The 17,674-nt window shown below is 66.4% G+C and carries 16 protein-coding genes and 2 tRNA genes; 3 read left to right on the forward strand and 15 right to left on the reverse strand.

From position 1 onward, the window contains the following. Positions 1 to 17 precede the first annotated feature (17 nt). Positions 18 to 94 (forward strand) — tRNA-Met (locus tag GGR89_RS14415). Between the two features lie 92 nt (positions 95 to 186). Here GGR89_RS14415 and GGR89_RS22350 read toward each other — a convergent pair. From GGR89_RS22350 to moaA, 13 genes are all read right to left on the reverse strand, one after another. Further along, positions 187 to 591 carry a tyrosine-type recombinase/integrase gene (locus GGR89_RS22350; RefSeq protein ID WP_241213448.1) on the reverse strand — a complete coding sequence of 135 codons (405 nt, stop codon included), beginning with the start codon at positions 589 to 591 and terminating at the stop codon, positions 187 to 189. A gap of 27 nt (positions 592 to 618) precedes the next feature. After that, complete coding sequence (locus GGR89_RS22355) at positions 619 to 1,239, reverse strand: hypothetical protein (RefSeq protein WP_241217996.1); 621 nt, start codon at positions 1,237 to 1,239, stop codon at positions 619 to 621. Then, complete coding sequence (locus tag GGR89_RS14425; protein WP_125976689.1) at positions 1,229 to 1,423, reverse strand: hypothetical protein; 195 nt, start codon at positions 1,421 to 1,423, stop codon at positions 1,229 to 1,231. Before GGR89_RS14425 ends, GGR89_RS22355 begins: the two co-directional genes overlap by 11 nt. A gap of 444 nt (positions 1,424 to 1,867) precedes the next feature. Beyond that, entirely contained in the window at positions 1,868 to 2,437 is a 570-nt protein-coding gene (locus GGR89_RS14430; RefSeq protein WP_241217997.1) for a PEPxxWA-CTERM sorting domain-containing protein, read from the reverse strand. Positions 2,438 to 2,714: 277 nt separating this feature from the next. Further along, on the reverse strand, positions 2,715 to 3,032 hold the full coding sequence (locus GGR89_RS14435) for a phage virion morphogenesis family protein (RefSeq protein WP_125976690.1): 318 nt from the start codon (positions 3,030 to 3,032) through the stop codon (positions 2,715 to 2,717). Positions 3,033 to 3,078: 46 nt separating this feature from the next. Continuing rightward, complete coding sequence (locus tag GGR89_RS14440; RefSeq protein ID WP_206434310.1) at positions 3,079 to 4,239, reverse strand: eCIS core domain-containing protein; 1,161 nt, start codon at positions 4,237 to 4,239, stop codon at positions 3,079 to 3,081. Positions 4,240 to 4,289: 50 nt separating this feature from the next. Next, a complete protein-coding gene (locus tag GGR89_RS14445; RefSeq protein ID WP_164542674.1) occupies positions 4,290 to 4,439 on the reverse strand; it encodes a hypothetical protein in 150 nt (49 codons plus the stop codon). Between the two features lie 50 nt (positions 4,440 to 4,489). Next, a complete protein-coding gene (locus GGR89_RS14450) occupies positions 4,490 to 5,161 on the reverse strand; it encodes a DUF2589 domain-containing protein (RefSeq protein WP_125976691.1) in 672 nt (223 codons plus the stop codon). Positions 5,162 to 5,199: 38 nt separating this feature from the next. Further along, positions 5,200 to 5,793 (reverse strand): DUF2589 domain-containing protein, encoded by a 594-nt coding sequence (locus tag GGR89_RS14455; protein WP_164521786.1) that lies wholly within the window; start codon positions 5,791 to 5,793, stop codon positions 5,200 to 5,202. Between the two features lie 232 nt (positions 5,794 to 6,025). Next, positions 6,026 to 6,760, reverse strand: coding sequence for a helix-turn-helix transcriptional regulator (locus GGR89_RS14460; RefSeq protein WP_125976693.1), 735 nt, complete (start codon positions 6,758 to 6,760; stop codon positions 6,026 to 6,028). A 1,180-nt stretch (positions 6,761 to 7,940) separates the two neighbouring features. Beyond that, positions 7,941 to 8,015 (reverse strand) — tRNA-Asn (locus GGR89_RS14465). Positions 8,016 to 8,099: 84 nt separating this feature from the next. Beyond that, a complete protein-coding gene (locus tag GGR89_RS14470) occupies positions 8,100 to 8,876 on the reverse strand; it encodes an NAD kinase (protein WP_125976694.1) in 777 nt (258 codons plus the stop codon). Then, on the reverse strand, positions 8,873 to 9,889 hold the full coding sequence (gene moaA / locus GGR89_RS14475) for a GTP 3',8-cyclase MoaA (RefSeq protein WP_125976695.1): 1,017 nt from the start codon (positions 9,887 to 9,889) through the stop codon (positions 8,873 to 8,875). Before moaA ends, GGR89_RS14470 begins: the two co-directional genes overlap by 4 nt. A gap of 79 nt (positions 9,890 to 9,968) precedes the next feature. Between moaA and GGR89_RS14480 the strand changes: the two genes are divergently transcribed. Next, positions 9,969 to 11,954, forward strand: a complete 1,986-nt coding sequence (locus tag GGR89_RS14480) for a putative bifunctional diguanylate cyclase/phosphodiesterase (protein WP_125976696.1) — start codon at positions 9,969 to 9,971, stop codon at positions 11,952 to 11,954. Between the two features lie 15 nt (positions 11,955 to 11,969). On the opposite strand, the gene GGR89_RS14485 is transcribed toward GGR89_RS14480, so the two are convergent. Beyond that, on the reverse strand, positions 11,970 to 13,436 hold the full coding sequence (locus GGR89_RS14485; RefSeq protein WP_126001700.1) for a methyl-accepting chemotaxis protein: 1,467 nt from the start codon (positions 13,434 to 13,436) through the stop codon (positions 11,970 to 11,972). A gap of 253 nt (positions 13,437 to 13,689) precedes the next feature. On the opposite strand from GGR89_RS14485, the gene GGR89_RS14490 reads away from it, so the two are divergent. Next, positions 13,690 to 14,094 carry a YybH family protein gene (locus GGR89_RS14490; protein WP_241213451.1) on the forward strand — a complete coding sequence of 135 codons (405 nt, stop codon included), beginning with the start codon at positions 13,690 to 13,692 and terminating at the stop codon, positions 14,092 to 14,094. Positions 14,095 to 14,100: 6 nt separating this feature from the next. Here the strand turns inward: GGR89_RS14490 and mfd are convergent, their stop codons facing one another. Next, on the reverse strand, positions 14,101 to 17,574 hold the full coding sequence (gene mfd, locus GGR89_RS14495; protein ID WP_125976698.1) for a transcription-repair coupling factor: 3,474 nt from the start codon (positions 17,572 to 17,574) through the stop codon (positions 14,101 to 14,103). Positions 17,575 to 17,674 lie beyond the last annotated feature (100 nt).

Raw genomic sequence — 17,674 nt, forward strand, 5'->3', positions numbered from 1 at the left:
GGCCGCTCTCGCTTCGGGGCGGAGTAGCTCAGTTGGTTAGAGCAGCGGAATCATAATCCGCGTGTCGGGGGTTCAAGTCCCTCCTCCGCTACCATCCCCAAGTGTCTGATATACCGAATAATCTGCGCAGTAGGTTGTTTGGATCGGGCGGACGCTCAGAGCGTTTTTGGGAAGATTTTTGGCAAATCAGCCGGAATCCAGCTTCCGGATCGCGGACTCTGCAAGGCGCTGATCGCGGTTCAGATAGTGCGCATCGAGGATGTCGTTGACGTCGCGCAGCGAGTGGCCTGTGATCGTCGCGATCTCCGGAGGCGTTGCGCCGGCAAGGGGGAGGCGCGTGACAGCCGTGCCGCGCAGATCATGGAAGGTCACACCCTCCACCCCCGCAGCGATACATGCTTTGCGCCACGATGCGCGGAAGCCGCCTTCTTTCCACGGCGTCCCGCGCTCGGTCAGCAGGATCGTCTCGCGCGCGGAAGGGCGGCTCTCCGCAAGCGCGTCCAGGCGCGCCTTTAGCGGCTTCCCAACCGGGATCACGATTCGCTTGCCCGCCTGGCCTTGCTTCTTCCGGATCGTCTTGTGCTGAACCAAGCGCAGATTGGCGCCGCCATAGGCGCCTCAGGTCAGTGCCAGCAGGTCGCCCTGTCGCTGCCCCGTCCAGAGTGCCAGCATCAGCGCCAGGTGCAGATGCTCCGGCGCGCGTGCGTAAAAGGCTGCTTCGTTCTCGGGCGACCACACTCGCTCCGATCGTGCCGCGCGATACACGCGGCCGCCCGCCCGGCATGGATTGACCGGCGCCAAGCCGCGATCCACCGACCAGGACAGCACCCGCGCCAGCACCGAATAGGCATAATGGGCCTGCCTGCGCGATCGAACGGCGAGGCGATCCCGCCACGCCATGAATTCGCCCCGAGTGCGCCGATCGGCGTGCGCGGCGATGGGGAAGTCGCCGTATTCGCCATCGATGATGCGCAGCTGCTTGTTGTAATCGACCCGTGTTCGGTCCGCGAGATCGGCGAAGGCGCTCGAGTCCTGAAACGCATCGAGTAGAGTGCGCAGGGTGTCGGTTGCACGCTTGCGATCTTCGGAATGAGCCCGTTCGTAGCTGGCCAGAAACTCAGGCGTGCCCGGCTTGCCCTCAAGGCGGGGACCGCCCTTCCAGGCATAGAAGCACTCCACGATCTCGCCGTTCGCGGCGCGAACGCGCGTGCGGTTCAGCCCCTTCAGCTTAACCCGCATTGCGGCTGGCCTTCCACGCATCAAAGGGGCTGGCGTGCGGTGCATCGGCCGCCGCAGCGGCGTGGAACAGAATAATGCGGCCGTCGGGGTCGATCTCGGTGCGCGCGATCTCCAGCCCACCCTTACGGGAAGCTCGAATCGCGCGGACCAGATCGGCTTGGCGGAAGGTGGGGCGAGCAGCCATGCGCTTTCCTTGCTTGCTCGCCGATCAGCGCCGCGCCGCCTGGGCGCGGGTGCCGTTCGCTCACAAGCGAGCGGTCAGTCGGCAGCGTGCCCAAAGCACGAACCCGTTTCCCAGAAGGCTTTCGTGCGCCGAAGAGCCCGAAACGCTTTACTCCATCGCCGACGGCACAGGCTGACGCCGATATTGCCGGCAGCGGTATGGGGCACGGGAGTGGTCGGCGCTTGCAGTCTTAGGCTGCGCGCTTGTTTCCAGCCTCGCCGATGCGCTTCCTACGGGCTTTTGGGGCCGATGCGGCGCTATGCTGGGCTTGCGGTGCGGAAGCGGGAGGTCGGGATGCGATAGGATGCAGGGTTGCGTGGTGCAGCGACTGGGTTGCTGCAAGGCCCCAGCTGAAAGCCGCCAGCCTTTGGGCCAGCGGCTTCCTCGCTTGTTGTGGTCGGGAGGTCAGGCGAAGCGGACGGTCGTCTTCACCGCCCGACGGCGGCGGAGCGCGCCCCCTGCCATGCCGACGGCGGCAATCATCATCGCCCAAGCAGTGGGTTCCGGGACCGCGGCTGCGGTGGCAATCTGCTGTACGCCAGCCTGGGAGATGCCACCCCCGAAGTTCTGAACCGTGATGCTGATGCGGTTGTAGCTGCCGCCGCAGAGAGCGCTACCGGTATAGCAGAGAAAGTTGATGGTCGAGCCAACCTGCGGGTTCTGGAACAGAACGGCTCCGGAGCCGGAGAAGTCGAAGAACAGGCCCGTTGCCGTTGCTGTCAGCGCGGGGGCGTTGAAAAACAGAAGTTGTGAATTGGAGGGGCCGTTGATCAGGAACGATCCGCCGACATCGGTGAGGTTGAACTGCCAGTCGAGGACATTGGCACGGGCGAGAAGACCCAACGTCCCGTCGGTCTCGATCGAACCTGTTGCGCTGACGCCGTTGCCCGACACGTTTACGATGTAGGTGGCCGCAGAAGCAGGCGTAGCCATCGCCGTCGCTGCCGCAAATGCAAGCATCTTGATCTTCATCATGCGTATTTCCCCCTCCAAAACGGATGATGTTTCCGTTGCGCGATGTATCTAACGAAGTCCGCACCCATACAATAGCTTGTGATTGTACTAAAATTACAGAGTCTCGAATCGGGATTTTTATGCAGATTTCGGATGGGGTGTTGTTCGCTGGTGGCACGCGGAAAGATAGCGTCTGTAATTTGAAATGTCCGGACGCTGCAGAGACTAAGGGGTTAAAGGTCAGACCCGTTTCGTCAAATGCAGCAGCAGCAGGTCGAGCATTGTACCCGTTTCGGCATTAGTGACGCCGAGCGTAGCGCACCGGCTTCGCCGTGGCAGATGGCCGATCCATCAACCCCTCTTGCGACACGCTGGCGATCTCCGAGGCCCGTCCAGCGAAGTCGATCCACGCCTCACGATCGGTGGCGCCAGCACGCAGGTTGCGCCCCTTGCGGAGCTTGCGGAACATTGCAGTGCGGCGGTACCTGCCCGCGCCCTTGTTCTGCTCCTCCGGCTCCAGGGGTATCCGCGCCGCGACGTCACGCGGCATGCCGCTGGCCTCGACGTCGAAGCCGGTGCAGAGTTTGCCCTGACGTGCCCAGCTTTTCATAAGCATCAGGCGCGCTTCGGCGGCGTCCTTGGCTCCGGCGGCTGGCAGGCCCTCAGACCTTCACGCCTTGCCCGTTCATCAGCGCGCGATAGGCCTCGAGGCGCTGGACGAGATTGACGACGGTGACCTGCGCGTTTGGACCCAGCGTGAGCGGCCTGTCGATCGCCGTGCCTTTGAAATCTCCCGTCGATGTTGCTGCGTAGAACATGTTTCGGGGATCGTTGGCGAGATTGTAGATCAGGTCGTCCACTTCGCGGTTGATGTCGTTCTGATCGTAGCAGCCGCTCGCCATGTACAGAACGACTCGCGGCAGCTCGCCGACCATGAAGTTCCAGGCGTTTTTCGGCTGGCCCCAGAGCGTGCCGTAATAGATCTGGCCCGGAATATGGATCCCGTTGAGCCACTTCGCTGCCGCGGCGACATTTTTCGACTTCTTCAGCGCGCTCAGTACCGCATCGCGGACGTGTTGATACGGAACATAATGGTTGCACACATTCTCGCATCCGTCGTTGATCGCGGCGCTTGGCGAGTTGTATCCGCATAGATAGGCGACGAGTTTCTTCTGGGTGTCGTTGTGGATCTCGCGGCTGTGCCAGCCGCCGACGATCCTGTCCGTCGGCGCGATCTTCACCTTGGTCGCGTAATCGAGCTGGGTTTGGCATTGAATGACCCGTCCGGCCTCGCGGTCCGCCCGGGCGCGCGACGAAGGGATGCCGGCGACAAAGGGTGGGGCAGCCGGTCGCCGGGGCGCCGTTCGACCGGCCAGGTAATCCTCGCGGCCGAGCACATAGGCTGCGGCGCCGATACCCAGCAAGTCCGCTTCGCACTCGAGAGACGCGTCCGCCACGAGCGCCAGAGGCTCGCCTGCGCGGGCAAGGCAGCGGCGCTGCTGCACCACGTGCGCGAGCTCATGGCCGAGCAGATACAGGCCTTCGACCGTGTCCGGCCGGTAGCATCCCGGTGCGAAGACGATGTCGTTCCCGCTGGCGAACGCCAGCGCTCCCATCCTGGTGGCCAAGTCGCTCGAATAGAGGCGGACCTCGCCGAAATCGGTGTCGAAAAAGGACTCCATCGCTTGGCGAAGCGGGCCGGGCAGCCCTTCGCCGCCGCCGGGCGGTGGCGCGACGAAGCGAACCATGAGGTCGAACATGGCAGTCATGGCAAACTCCGGTGGTTCTGGGGAGGACGCGGTGCCGATCTGGCGGCCGCCCAAGCCGGCGATCGATGGCCGGCCGCCGACGGTCCTAGGCAACAGCGGACCGGCTAGTGGGTCACTCCCTTGAGGTTGCGGTGGCCCTGCAACGCCCTGGCGAGCATCGCCGCACTTTCCTGCGCGATGCCGATGCGGGCGTCGCAGTGGATGTTGGTGCAGGCGAGGCTGGCGCCGCTCGTGAGGAGGTCGACATCCAGCACGAGCGGCGCCTGGCAGGCCGGGCAGGGTATCTGCGGAGGCCCGCCCTGCATCAGGCAGCGGCCGCCGTCGGCATCGTGATCGGCGTGATCGCGTTGGTGAAGGCGGTAATGATCGTCTTCACACCATCCGGCAGCGGAAGCTGGCCGGCATGGACGCTCACCGAATATTGTGCCGAGTTGCTCTTTTCGTAATGCGCATCGCGCCCGCTCGAGGAACTCTTGTCATAGCTTGCGCTGCCGGTGACCTCGGCGGAGAAGAAGCCATAGCCGATCTTGGCGGTGAAGCTCGTCGCCCCGGCCATTTTTTCTTCGGTCTTTTCGCTGGTCGTTTCGCCGAAGCTGGACTTCACTTCCATGTCGAACTTGATGGTCACGTCGTCCACCGCGAGCGAGTTGAGCGGAAGGATGGTGAGCAACGGAAGATCGAACTTCGTTTCGACCTGTTCGATCTTTGCCTCGGTCGGAGGTGTGGTCGAAGTGTCTGCGGGGATCAGTACGCCACGAGTCAGGGTCATGCAGATCATGATGGGCGCGTAGCTTTCGGTCTCCTTGCCGGCATCATTCACCGCAAACGCCGTATCGAGCAGGAACCGGGTCTGGCTCACGGACATCATGTTGTTGGCCTCGGCTGCCGCCATCAACGGCGCGCCGATCAGGTCCTTCATGGGCAGCCCGGTGAATTGCTGCGCCATGGACACGAGCGGTGTGTTTACGTCGGGCATGATAGTCTCCTCCTGTTAGATGGTGGACACACATCGGGTCATCCCGGGATCTGCGCACGCAGGGCGCGCTCGTACCCCTCGATGACCTTCCTCAAGCCGTCGGGGGCCTGGTTGCCCTCGACGACTATTTCGAGCGACGCATTGGACGTTGTCGCGCCACCCGCCTCTTTCGCGCTCTCGGAGCCGGCGTGCACGAAGCCCACCTTGAGCGCATCGCCTTTGTCCTGGACGTCGAGATCCGCTCGAAACACCATTCGAGAGAGCTGCACGCCGGAAAAGGGAACCAGTGCGATCAGCGGCACATGGACGGTATGCACGGCCGTCCCGTCCTTCGTGACCGCGGGATAATCGATCGCGACCGTCCTGGGTTGGAGCGCTCCAGTGTTACCCTCCAACGCGGCAGAGGCGGCCGCCAGTGCACTCGCCGTGGCCCGCACGTCCTCGGCGTCCGCATCCTCGGGCAGGTTCGCGGCGCGCTCGGCGGCTTCGCGGAGCAGGCGCTTGGCATCCTCCGTCGACGCCGGCATGACGAAATACTCGGAAAACATCCGGTAATTCGCTTCTTGCAGCGCTTCTTCCGCCTGCGAGGTGCCGACGAGGATCGCCGAAACAAGGGCTGACAGGTCTAGCATGAAACCGCCTTTGCTGAGGCCGGAGGCACTCACGCCCGGGGGCGCGAACGATCCCGGCTGCTGCGACTGCCTCCGGCCAATGCTTGGTACGGATGGGCAGTCCTGTTTCCGCGGCCATTGTGTCTGCTGGCGGGTACGGAGGGAACGCACCTGATTGGGGGTGTTTACGTGCGTTCGAAAACGCGCCGTGTGTCCGACTCGGGTGCGCGCCGGGTGGCGCAGGAGCGACGCATCAGGAGAGAACGTCGTCGAACGACAATTGTCCCTCGAACAGCGCGCGAACCACCAGCTGGACCCGTTTTGCGGAGCCGTAGCGCGATCGAATGGCGCCGATATAGGCATGCACGGTCTGGTCGCTCAGGCCCAATATCTGGCCGATGTCCCAGTCGCTCTTCCCCTGCGCGACCAGCACCAGGCACTCCCGTTGCCGCCGCGTGAGCGGGCGTGTGGCAATCGGCGGCGGCGCGGGTTCCAGGCGGCGCCAGCAATTGCAGGCCTGTGCGGCCACCATCCAGGCAGCAGCGGTAACGGACGGTTCCGTGCGACGCTGCTGACTGCCCGCGAAGCTTACCAGCAACTCGCGCTTCCCCGGCAGGTGCACTGCCATGCTCACGCCCCCGCGCAGTCCGTGGGCTGCCGCCAACGCGAGTGTGTCCGCCTCGGCTGAGGTCAGCGCTGCGGATTCGGCGATCTCGCGCCAGTCGACCGGGCCCACCCGCCGCGTGACCGCAGCGATAACCGGATCTTGCCGGCCGAGCGCGGCACGGTCGTAGCGTCGTCGCCACTCGGCGGGGAAGTTGGTCAGCGACTCGGGGCCGAAGCGCCAGGCGGGCCGTAATGGACCCAGCGCGTACCACGGCAGGCCCGACCAGGCACAGAAACCGCCGAGTGCATCGCTTAGTGCCTGCCTGGTCGATACGTCGTCAAATGCCTCAATCAATGCTGCCGGGTGGGCGCGCTCAGGCATCGGAGGATCGGGCCGGCAGGCTGGCGCGCACCGCGACACCCTCGCGCAGGCTGCGGCAATGCTGCACCGGGCGGCGTGTGCAAAGCGCTGTTACGCCGCTGTGGCCACCAATTGCCACCGCCCGGGTAGTCTATGCGCCGCGGCGACCAATGTCGGCGGTACAACATCGTAGCGACGCTTGACGACAGACGATGCCATCATTGCGAACGGTGAAGGTGCCGGCCCTGCACGCCTTCAGGGTTGGCTCGGGTTCTCGCTCCGGGCTGAAGCGCAAGCTTGGTCGGCGGGGAGGCGCGCGCGGCAGGGTGCGATTGACTTGCACCTTTTGCGGGAGGCGCCGCCCCCGCGCGTCGAGAGATACTGCCGCCCATCGAAATCGACAGAACAAGTTACCCGTAGCATTGCCATTGGAGAACATTGTCGATGCCCCTCTCGAGGACCGTGCAGACATTGCACCAGCCTGTCGCCCCGAATTCCGTCTACTATGCACCAAAATATCTGTGCTTTGGTATTGTTTCCTCACAGAGATGGTTAACCGTGTAGCTTTTCTGAAATTTTCGTCGACTCAACATTGGTCGGATTCTGCAATTTTCGACAAGCGCGGCTTATATCGCGAGGATGTCGGTGCGGATGGATGCGAGACAATTGTCGCGCGACGCAGATATGGCTTGCCCCCGATGGATGTTTTGTTCTGGCCGATGGGGGCATCCGAAAGGAGCATTGTCTCAGGGCAGACTCCACAGATTTGATGGATCTTCGCCACTCTGGTGATGTTGAATGAGCCTTTGCACGCGGTATCAGTCGTCTCGGAGATGATCGTCGACCACTTCCGGGCGTGCTTGCATCGAAGCTAGTCTACAGGGATCCGATCGATATGCCTGCTTGCGCACGTCGTGCTTCCCGGCGTGGCAACGACGACGTGATCTCGACCCTGACCGGCGGTCGCCGTGGCCAGCCCCAAGTCGCTGCTGGCGCCATCGCGTTGGTGGGCCCACCCACGTGCCGGATGATAGGGCAGGCGGCGCTGATCGGCGGGTCGCGAGCATCACACGCTGGCGCGCTTCGGTGCTGCAGATCCCGGGCGGCAACGGTGTGCTGAGCCAGGGTCGGCGCAGATTTTCGCGAATGTCGGGATTTCAAGGTGTGGGGACCGGTCGTAACCGGTCCCGACAACAGCAGATGGCTCCCCGAGTAGGATTCGAACCTACGACCATTCGATTAACAGTCGAATGCTCTACCGCTGAGCTATCGGGGACCACTCTGGTCAACCCCTCTGCGGTGGGTCACCGCGTCGGGAGGCGCGCCTTTAGCACCGGGTTTTCGGAACGCGCAAGGGGTTTTATGCAATAAATTGTTCCATCGTTATCCGGTCGTCCAACGCGTGCTCCGGATCGAAGAGCAGCGTGAGGTCGCGCATGCGGTCGATCTCGACATGGACGCTGCAAACTTCTCGAACCTCGCGCTGATCGGCCACCGCGCTCACCGGGCGCTTGTCGGCCTCCAGCACGCGGATATCGATGCGGGTCTTCTCGGGCAGGATCGCGCCGCGCCAGCGGCGGGGGCGGAAGGGGCTGATCGGGGTGAGCGCGAGCAGCGCCGAGCCGAGCGGGAGAATCGGGCCCTGGGCCGAGAAATTATACGCCGTCGATCCCGCCGGCGTGGCGACGAGGATGCCGTCGCACACCAGTTCGGGAATCACGACTCGGCCGTTGATGGTGACTTCGAGCTTGGCGGTCTGGCGCGTCTCGCGGAGCAGCGAGGCCTCGTTGATCGCGGGGAGCACGCAGGTCTCCCCCTCCACCGTCGTCGCGGTCATCGCCAGCGGAGCGACGCGGAACGGACGGGCGCGCTCGAGCCGCTGGACGAGCCCGTCGAGCCCCCAGTCGTTCATCAGGAAGCCCACCGTGCCCAGGTTCATCCCGAACACCGGCAGCAGCCGCCGGCGCTCCAGCATGGCGTGGAGCGTCTGCAGCATGAAGCCGTCGCCGCCCAGGGCTACGACTTCCTCGGCCTGCTCGATTGGCACCCAGTCATAGGCCTGGCGGAGCTCCTCCGCCGCGGTCTGGGCCGGGGCGGTGGGCGAGGCGAGCAATGCGCGCGGCTTCCCCACGCTCATCCGCCGGTGACGCTCATGTGGCGCGAGACCGCGGGCGCGGCGCCCGCCTCGATGCGGAAATCATGCCGTTCGGGCTTGGCGGCGAGCGCGCGATCGATCGCCGCGTCCACCGCTTCCAGCCCGCCGTCGCGAATCGCTGCCTTCAGGTCCACCGAATCCTCATGCCCCAGGCACATGTGCAACCGTCCGTCGGTCGAGAGCCGAACGCGGTTGCAGCTTGCGCAGAAATTGTTGGTGAGCGGCGAGATCAGCCCCAGCCGGCTGTCCGTACCCCCCACGCGCCAATACCGCGCCGGGCCGCCGCTGTCGTACGAATCGGCGACGAGGTCGAACTGCCCCTTCAGCCGCGCCAGCACCTCGGGCAGCGGCAGGAAGCGATCGGCGCGGTCCTCGTCGATCACGCCCATCGGCATCGTCTCGATCAGCGACAGGTCCATGCCGTGCGCCGCGACCCAGGCGAGCATCGGCGCGATCTCGTCCTCGTTGAGCCCGCGCAGCGCGACCATGTTGATCTTCACCCGCAGCCCCGCGGCCTGCGCGGCGGCGATGCCGTCCAGCACCTGCGCAACGTCGCCGTGGCGAGTGATGTAGCGGAAGGTCTCGGGATCGCGGCTGTCCATGCTCACATTGATGCGGCGGACGCCCGCGGCGGCGAGCGGGGCGGCATAGTGCGCCAGCCGCGTCGCGTTGGTGGTGAGGGTGAGTTCCTTGAGCCCGTCGCCGATCCGCGCGCCGAGCTGCTCGACCAGCGTCATCATGTTGCGGCGGACGAGCGGTTCGCCACCGGTCAGCCGGATCTTGGTGACGCCGCGATCGACGAAGCGGCCGGCGATCGCCGCCAGCTCCTCGAGGCTGAGCACCGCCTCGCGCGGCAGGAAGGTCATGTGCTCCGCCATGCAATAGCGGCAGCGCAGATCGCAGCGATCGGTGACGGAGATACGCAGATAGCGGATCGCGCGATGATGGCGATCGACCAGCGTGGACGGCGTCGCAAGGGCGGGGGCGCTGGCCATAGCCTTCGAGGTAAGGCGTTGAACGGCGCTGCACAAGGCTTGGATGGCGCAGTGCCCGGCGAGCCGCTATCGAAGTTCCATGGAAGAAGGGTTCACGATCGTCCAGGGCACCGCGCCTGCCCCCGAGGTGCCGGTATTCGTACTCTCGTTCCGCCAGCGCGACGAAGTCGCCGCCGCCGCCGCGGGCGGTGGCTGGCGGGTGGTGGCGGCGCGGCGCAGCGAGGGGCTGGAGACCCGCTTCCTGGCGAGCGGTGCCTCGGTGGCGGTGATCGATGCGCGCGGGGCGATGACCGAGGGGCTCGATGCCGCGCGGCTGCTCGGGCCGACGATCAAGGCCTATGGCGCGGCATTGCTGATCCTCGTGTCGCAGAGCGATACCGTGCACATGGGCCGCTTCTACGATGCGGGAGCAACGCATTTTCTCGGCAGCCCGATGTCTTCCGCCGCGATCGCGCACGCCATCCGATTCGCCGAACGCTATGTCGAGCGGCTGTCGGGCTGGGCGGGGCAGGGGACGAGCAATTCCAATCCGCTGGGCTGGCGATTCGACCCTGCTGCGGGCTCGATCGAACTGACCCCGGCACTCGCGCAGTTGCTCGACCTGCCCGAGGCGCCGGGCCCGCGCGCGCTGTTCGGGCGGCTGGCGCTGTCCGACCGGCGGCTCGCCTGGGCTGCGCTCCGGCGCCTGCGCGAGGCGGGATCGACGGCTTTCGCGCACGACCTGCCCGGCAAGGGCCGGGTGGTGCAGCACCTCCAGTACGATGCCGAGACGGGCCAGATCGATGCGCTGGTCGAGCCGCTGGGGATGACCCCCGATGCCGGCGCGGTGGTGCGCGACGTGCTGACCGGCGCCCGCGATGCTCCCAGCGCGCGACGTTGGATCGATCGCGCGATGGAGAAGGGCCAGAGGATCGGGCTGGTGCTGGTGGGCCTCACCCGCTTCGACACTATCAACACCGCCTATGGCCGCCCCGCCGGGGACGAGCTGCTGCGCAGCGTCTCGCGGCGCGTCGCGGAGGCGGCGCGTGAGACGCTGGGGGCCGATGTGGTCGTTGCGCGGATCGGTGGATCGGATTTCCTCGCGGCGGCGGTGGACCCGGGCACCGCTGCGCTGCGCACTTCGGCAAGAAAGATCGAGGAGGCGCTGGCACGGCCCTTCGTCGCGGCGGGCGAACTGGTCCATCTCGGCGCCAAGGTGGTGCTGACCGAAAGCGTCGCGGGCGACGGCGCCGCCAGCCTGTTGCGGCGGGCGAGCGAGACGTTGCTCGGCGAAGGCACCGCGCGCCCGGGCAGCGGCCCTTCGATCGAATCGCTGATCGGCGATCTGCGGCGCGGGATCGAGCGCGGCGAGATCGGCGTGCTGTTCCAGCCCCAGGTCGCGGTCGCCACCGGGCAGATCACCGGGGTGGAGGCGCTCGCGCGCTGGCAGCATCCGCAGCATGGCGAGATCGGTGCCGAGCCGCTGTTCGCCGCCGCCGAACGCGCCGGGCTGTGCGGCGTGCTCAGCGAGCATGTCCAGCGCCGCGCCCTCACCATCGCCGCGCACTGGCCGCGCTCCCTCGGCAGCCTGAGGCTGTCGATCAACGTGACGGCGGGCGATGTCGGCCGGCCCGGCTTTGGCGAGAGCTTGCTCCGCTGGGTGGATGCCACCGGCTTTCCCCGCCACCGGCTGACGCTGGAGATCACCGAGAGCGGCATCATGGCCGACCTGAGCGAGGCGGCGGCGCTGCTCTCGGGCCTGCGCACGGCGGGATGCCGCGTGGCGATCGACGATTTCGGCACGGGTTATTCGAGTCTCGCCTATCTCAAGGCGCTGCCGCTCGATTATCTCAAGATTGACAAGAAGCTGTCCAACGAGATCACCGGATCGCCGCGCGACCGGATCGTGGTACGCGGGGTGATCGACATGGCGCGGTCGCTGGGGCTGGCGGTGGTGGCCGAGGGGGTCGAGACGGAGGCGGCGCTGGATTTGCTCGCCAAGGAAGGCTGTCAGTATTTCCAGGGCTTCCTCTGCTCGCCGCCGATCGACGTGCCGGCGCTCGCCGCGCTGGTGCGCGACTGGTAAGCGCCGGCGTGGCCGTCAGAGATCGGGGCGGGTAAGCGCCGGCACCGCCGCCGCTGGCAGCGGACGATAGCCGCCGAAGCGCGCGCCGGCCTTTTCGGTGCGGAACTGCGAGGCGAGGTTGGCGAGATCGCTCACCTCGTTGGCGAGGTTCTGCGCGGCGGCCGAGGTCTGCTCGACCATCGCGGCGTTCTGCTGGGTTGCGCGGTCCATCGCGCCGACGGCGTTGGAGATTTCGCTGATCGCGGTAGACTGGGCGCCATTGTCGGCTGCCATGCTGCCGAGCAGGTCGTGCACCTGGCTGACATCGCCGGAAATGTTGGCGAGCGCGCCGTCGACCTTCTGCACGGCCTCCACTGCGACGACGATTTCCGCCTGGGTCATGGTGAGCTGTTCGCGCGCGCGGCCCGCTTCTTCCTCGGCGCGCATCGCGAGCGCAGAGACCAGATCGGCGACGACCGCGAAGCCACGACCGGCTTCGCCCGCCCGGCCAGCCTCGACCGCCGCGTTCATCGCAAGCACGCGGGTCTGGAAGGCGATCTTGTCGAGGCCTTCGATAACGCTGTCGGTGCCCTTGGCCGCTTCCGACACGCGGCCCATCGCCTGCGAGGCTTCGTCGGCGATCGAACGGCCCTGGCTGACGGTGGTGAGCGCCTGGTCGGCACGCGCTACGGTGTGCCGCGACGCCTCGGCGGTTGAGCGGAAGCGCGCGTCCATCTGCGAAACCGCGGCGGTGGTTTCTTCCAGGCTGGCGGCATTGCCCTGGGTGCGGCGCGAAAGGTCCTCGGCCGCCTGCGAAATCTCATTGATGCCGGAGCGGATCCGCATCGTGCCGTCGCTGACCGAGGCGATCATCTCGCGGATGCGGTCGAGCGTCTTGTTGTAGCTCTTCTCCAGCGCCGCGAAGCTCGACGGCAGGCCGCTGAGTTCGTTGGTGAGGTCGCCTTCGGCCAGCGCGGTGAGCGCGTTCTCGAAGGCGGTAACTGCGGCTTCGCGTTCGGCCTGGGCTTCCTCGAAATAGATCGACAGCGACACTTCCATGTCGAGCAAGGCGGCCTTCACCAGCGCGATCGTCGCCTTCTCGGTGCTGGGCCCGCGGAACAGGCGGAGCAGGCGCTTGAACGGGTTGTTGAAGCGATGGACGCCGGCGATCAGGCCCTGCAGCACGATCGCATAGCTGCCGACATACCAGCGCGGCTCCAGGCCGATGCGGGCATGGGTGGCGCCGATGCGGCGGGCACTGGCGTGATAGTCTTCGTTGAACTCGCCCGCTGCGATGCGCGCCCAATGCTTTTCCTGCGCCGCCTTTGCCCGGCCCATATGCGCCTGGTCGCGGAAGAAGCGCGAGGTCTCTGGGGTGGCCGAAGCCCGCGCGTAGAAGCGGTCGAGCGCATCGCCCAGCGTCGCCTCGACCCATGGCTGGGTGGCGCGCAGCGTGTTGCGCTGGGCTTCGTCCAGCTCCATGAAGCTGAGCCGCGATTTCATTTGCTCGGGCACGGGACGCATCCTTTTTCTAACCTGCCACCGCGGCTGCCGCGCATGGGGCACGCCGATCCTAAGCATCATAGTATGGCCCGAGGGACAGGTGGTGCGGCTAAGTAGAATTCCGGTGCGGGACGGCTAACTGTCTAGATGAAATATTTTTTCGGCACGTTGATGAAGATTTGCAGGTGTTGGAAGTTGCGCGGTGCGAATATGCCGTACAAGGGGGCAAGTTCATTCAGGAAAGGGGATGGGGATGTTGCTGGCACTTCTACTGATCGGCGCGGATATGGGAGCCGGGGCCGTCGATACGGCAATGGCGCAGAGCGTGTCCGGCTGGAATGCCGGCGATATTGATCGATTCCTGCAGATCTATTCGGACGATCCGAGCACCAGCTTCGTCGCCGGCGAAGGGCTGGTGCGCGGCAAGGCGGCGATGAAGATCCGCTACCAGACCAAGTATGACTTCGCCGATCCGGCCAAGCGCGGCACCCTGATGATCGAGCGGCTCGACTATCGCCCGCTGGGGCGCGACTATGCGCTGTACATCGGCCGCTACACGTTACGCTATCCGGACGGGCACAGCGCTTCCGGCCCCACCAGCGTCGTACTGCATCACGAAGCCGGCGGGTGGAAGATCGTCGCCGATCACAGCAGCTGAGGCGGGTCAGCCCGCGGCGCGTGCGAGCCCGCGGGAAAGCTGGAGCGCGCCGTGCAGCCGCGCCGCCGGGTTCGCCCAGGCGCGGTTGATGACCAGCTTCATGTCCGGCCGCAGCCGCGCGGTCTCGCCCAGCTTCTCGACATAGGCGATCAGCCCGGCGGGGTTGGGGAAATGGTCGTTGTGGAACGACACCAGCGCGCCCTTCGGCCCCAGGTCGAGCTTGGCGATGCACGCCCTCTTGGCGTTGAGCTTGGTCTCGATGAGCCGCAGCAGATTGTCGGTCGCTTCGGGCAGCTTGCCGAAGCGGTCGATCAGCTCGGCGGCGAAGCTCTCGATGCCGTCGGTGTCCTCGATTTCGTTGAGGCGGCGATACAGGCCCATGCGCAGGTCGAGATCGGGGACATAGTCCTCGGGGATGAGGATCGGCGTGTCGACGGTGATCTGGGGCGAGAGGTCCTTGGGCCGGCTCTCGTCGCGCAGGCCCCCGGCCTTGGCGTCGAGGATCGCCTCTTCCAGCATCGACTGGTAGAGTTCGTAGCCGACTTCCTTGATGTGCCCCGACTGCTCGTCGCCGAGCAGGTTGCCCGCGCCGCGGATGTCGAGATCGTGGCTGGCGAGCTGGAAGCCCGCGCCCAGGCTCTCCAGGTCGGACAGCACCTTGAGCCGCTTTTCCGCCGCCTCGGTCATCTGCCGCTGGGGCGGGGTGGTCATATAGGCATAGGCGCGCGTCTTCGCCCGGCCGACGCGGCCGCGCAGCTGGTAGAGCTGGGCGAGGCCGAACTTGTCCGCACGGTTGATGATCAGCGTGTTGGCGCTCGGGATGTCGAGCCCGCTCTCGACGATGGTGGTCGAGACCAGCACCTCGAACTTGCGGTCGTAAAAGGCGGAGATCCGCTCCTCGACCTCCGTCGGCGCCATCTGGCCGTGCGCGACGACATAGCGGACCTCGGGCACCTCGTTGCGGAGGAACGCCTCGATCTCGGGCAAATCGGCGATGCGGGGCGTGACGAAATAGCTCTGCCCGCCGCGATAATGTTCGCGCAGCAGCGCCTCGCGCAGCACCACCGGATCCCAGGGCATCACATAGGTGCGCACCGCGAGGCGATCGACCGGCGGCGTCTGGATCACTGACAGCTCGCGCAGCCCGCTCATCGCCATCTGCAGCGTGCGCGGGATCGGCGTGGCGGTGAGGGTGAGGACGTGGACGTCGGTCTTGAGCGCCTTCAGCCGCTCCTTGTGGGTGACGCCGAAGCGCTGCTCCTCGTCGACGATGACGAGGCCGAGCCGCTTGAAGTCGATATTCTTCGCCAGCACCGCATGGGTGCCGACGACGATGTCGATCGTGCCCGCCGCGAGCCCGTCCTTCACCTTCTTGGTCTCGCCGGCGGTGACGAGGCGCGAGAGGCGGCCGATCTCGAGCGGGAAGCCTTCGAAGCGCGTCTTGAAGTTGTTGTAATGCTGGCGGGCGAGCAGGGTGGTGGGGCACACCACCGCCACCTGCATGCCCGCCATCGCCGCGACGAAGGCGGCGCGGAGTGCGACCTCGGTCTTGCCGAAGCCGACATCGCCGACGACGAGCCGGTCCATCGGCCGCCCGGCGGCGAGATCGCTCAGCACGTCGCCGATCGCGCGATCCTGGTCGTCGGTTTCCTCGAAGGGGAAGCGGTCGACAAAGGCCGGGTAGCCGCCATGATCGGGCTCGGCGATCTCGGCGCCGCGGGTGGCGCGCAGGGCTGCGGTGGCGATCAGCTCGCCCGCGATCTCGCGGATCCGCTCCTTCATCCGCGCCTTGCGACGCTGCCAGGCCTCGCCGCCGAGACGGTCGAGCGTCGCCCCTTCCTCGCCCGAGCCGTAGCGGCTGAGCACTTCGAGATTCTCGACCGGCACGTAGAGCTTGTCGCCGCCGGCATATTCGAGCGCGACGCAGTCGTGCGGTGCCTTCTGCACCGGGATCTGGGTCAGCCCCTCATAGCGGCCGATGCCGTGGTCCAAGTGGACGACGAGGTCGCCGGGGGAGAGCGTCGCCAGTTCCTGGAGGAAGGCGTCGGTATTCTTGCGGCGCTTGGCGCGGCGGACGAGCCGGTCGCCGAGCATGTCCTGCTCGGTGAGCACCGCGACGTCGGGCGTGGTGAAGCCATGGTCGAGCGGCAGCACCAGCAGCGCGACCTGCAGCCCGCTGCCGTTCGGATTGGCGACGCCGAGCGCGGGCTGCCAGCCATCGACCGGCACCGCGCCGGTCAGGCCGTGATCCTCGAGCAGCCCCTTCAGCCGCTCGCGCGCGCCGATCGAATAGCTGGCGAGCACCGGCTTCTTGCCCTGGCTCCGTACCGCCTTGAGGTGCGCGACCACCGCTTCATAGACGTTGCTGCCGGCGGCGCGTTCCGGCGCGAAGTCGCGCGGCCCGTCGACGCCGAACTCGACGACATGGGTAGATTCGGGCTCGTGGAACGGCGTCGCGAGGTGCATCGGCTGCGCGTCGACCTGCGCCTGCCATTCCTTGGCGAGCAGATAGAGGTCGCCGGCCTTGAGCGGGCGGTAGCTGCCCGGATCGGCCGACTGCGCGCGGATGCGGTTGTCCTGATAGTCCTTGATCGCCTCGAAACGCTGCTCGGCGGCGGCGGGCGCACCGCTGTCGCGGACGATGACGGCATGATCGGGCAGGTGATCGAACAACGTCTCCAGCCGCTCCTCGAACAGCGGCAGCCAATGCTCCATGCCGGCGAGGCGACGCCCCTCGCTGATCGCCTGGTAGAGCGGGTCGCCCGTCGCGGTCGCGCCGAAGCGGTCGCGATAGCCGCTGCGGAAGCGCTTGATGCTCTCCTCGTCGAGCAGCGCCTCGCTGGCGGGAAGCAGGGTGAAGCCGTCGACGCGGCCGGTGGTCCGCTGGTCCTGCGGATCGAAGGTGCGGACGCTTTCGATCTCGTCGCCGAAGAAATCGAGCCGCAGCGCCTGCTCGGCGCCGCTGGGGAACAGGTCGACCAGGCCGCCGCGCACCGCGAACTCGCCATGGTCGTTGACCGTTTCGACCCGGACATAGCCGTTCGCCTGGAGCAGGGCGGCGAGCTTGTCGAGCCCGATCCGTTCGCCGGGGGCGAGTCGCGCGACCAGCTGGCGGATGCGGAACGGGGTGAGCGTGCGCTGGGTGGCGGCGTTGACCGTGGTGACGAGCAGGCGCGGCTTCTCGCTCTTGCCCTGCAGCGCGTGGAGGGTGGCCAGCCGCTCGGCCATCACCCGCAGCGTCGGGCTGGCGCGGTCATAGGGCAGGCAGTCCCAGGCGGGGTAGCTGAGCACCTCCAGCTCGGGCGCGAAGAAGGTTGCGGTGCTCGCCACCGCGCGCATGCCCGCCTCGTCGGCGGCGACGAACACCGCCATCCGGCTGGCGCGGGCGACATCGGCCAGCATCCAGGGCAGGAAGCCGCTCGGCACGCCGGCGAGCGTCAGCGGGTGCTTGGCGGAAAGGATCGTCTTCAGGTCGGGCATGGGGTCTCGCGTCGATCAGCGGTGCGGTCACCCTCACCATTCCCACCGCCTCCGGCGGCGGGTCCCCTCCCTCTCCAAAAGGGAGAGGCACTAATTCCCT

Origin of the sequence: Sphingomonas trueperi (assembly GCF_011927635.1) — a bacterium.
Taxonomy (GTDB): Bacteria; Pseudomonadota; Alphaproteobacteria; order Sphingomonadales; family Sphingomonadaceae; genus Sphingomonas; species Sphingomonas trueperi.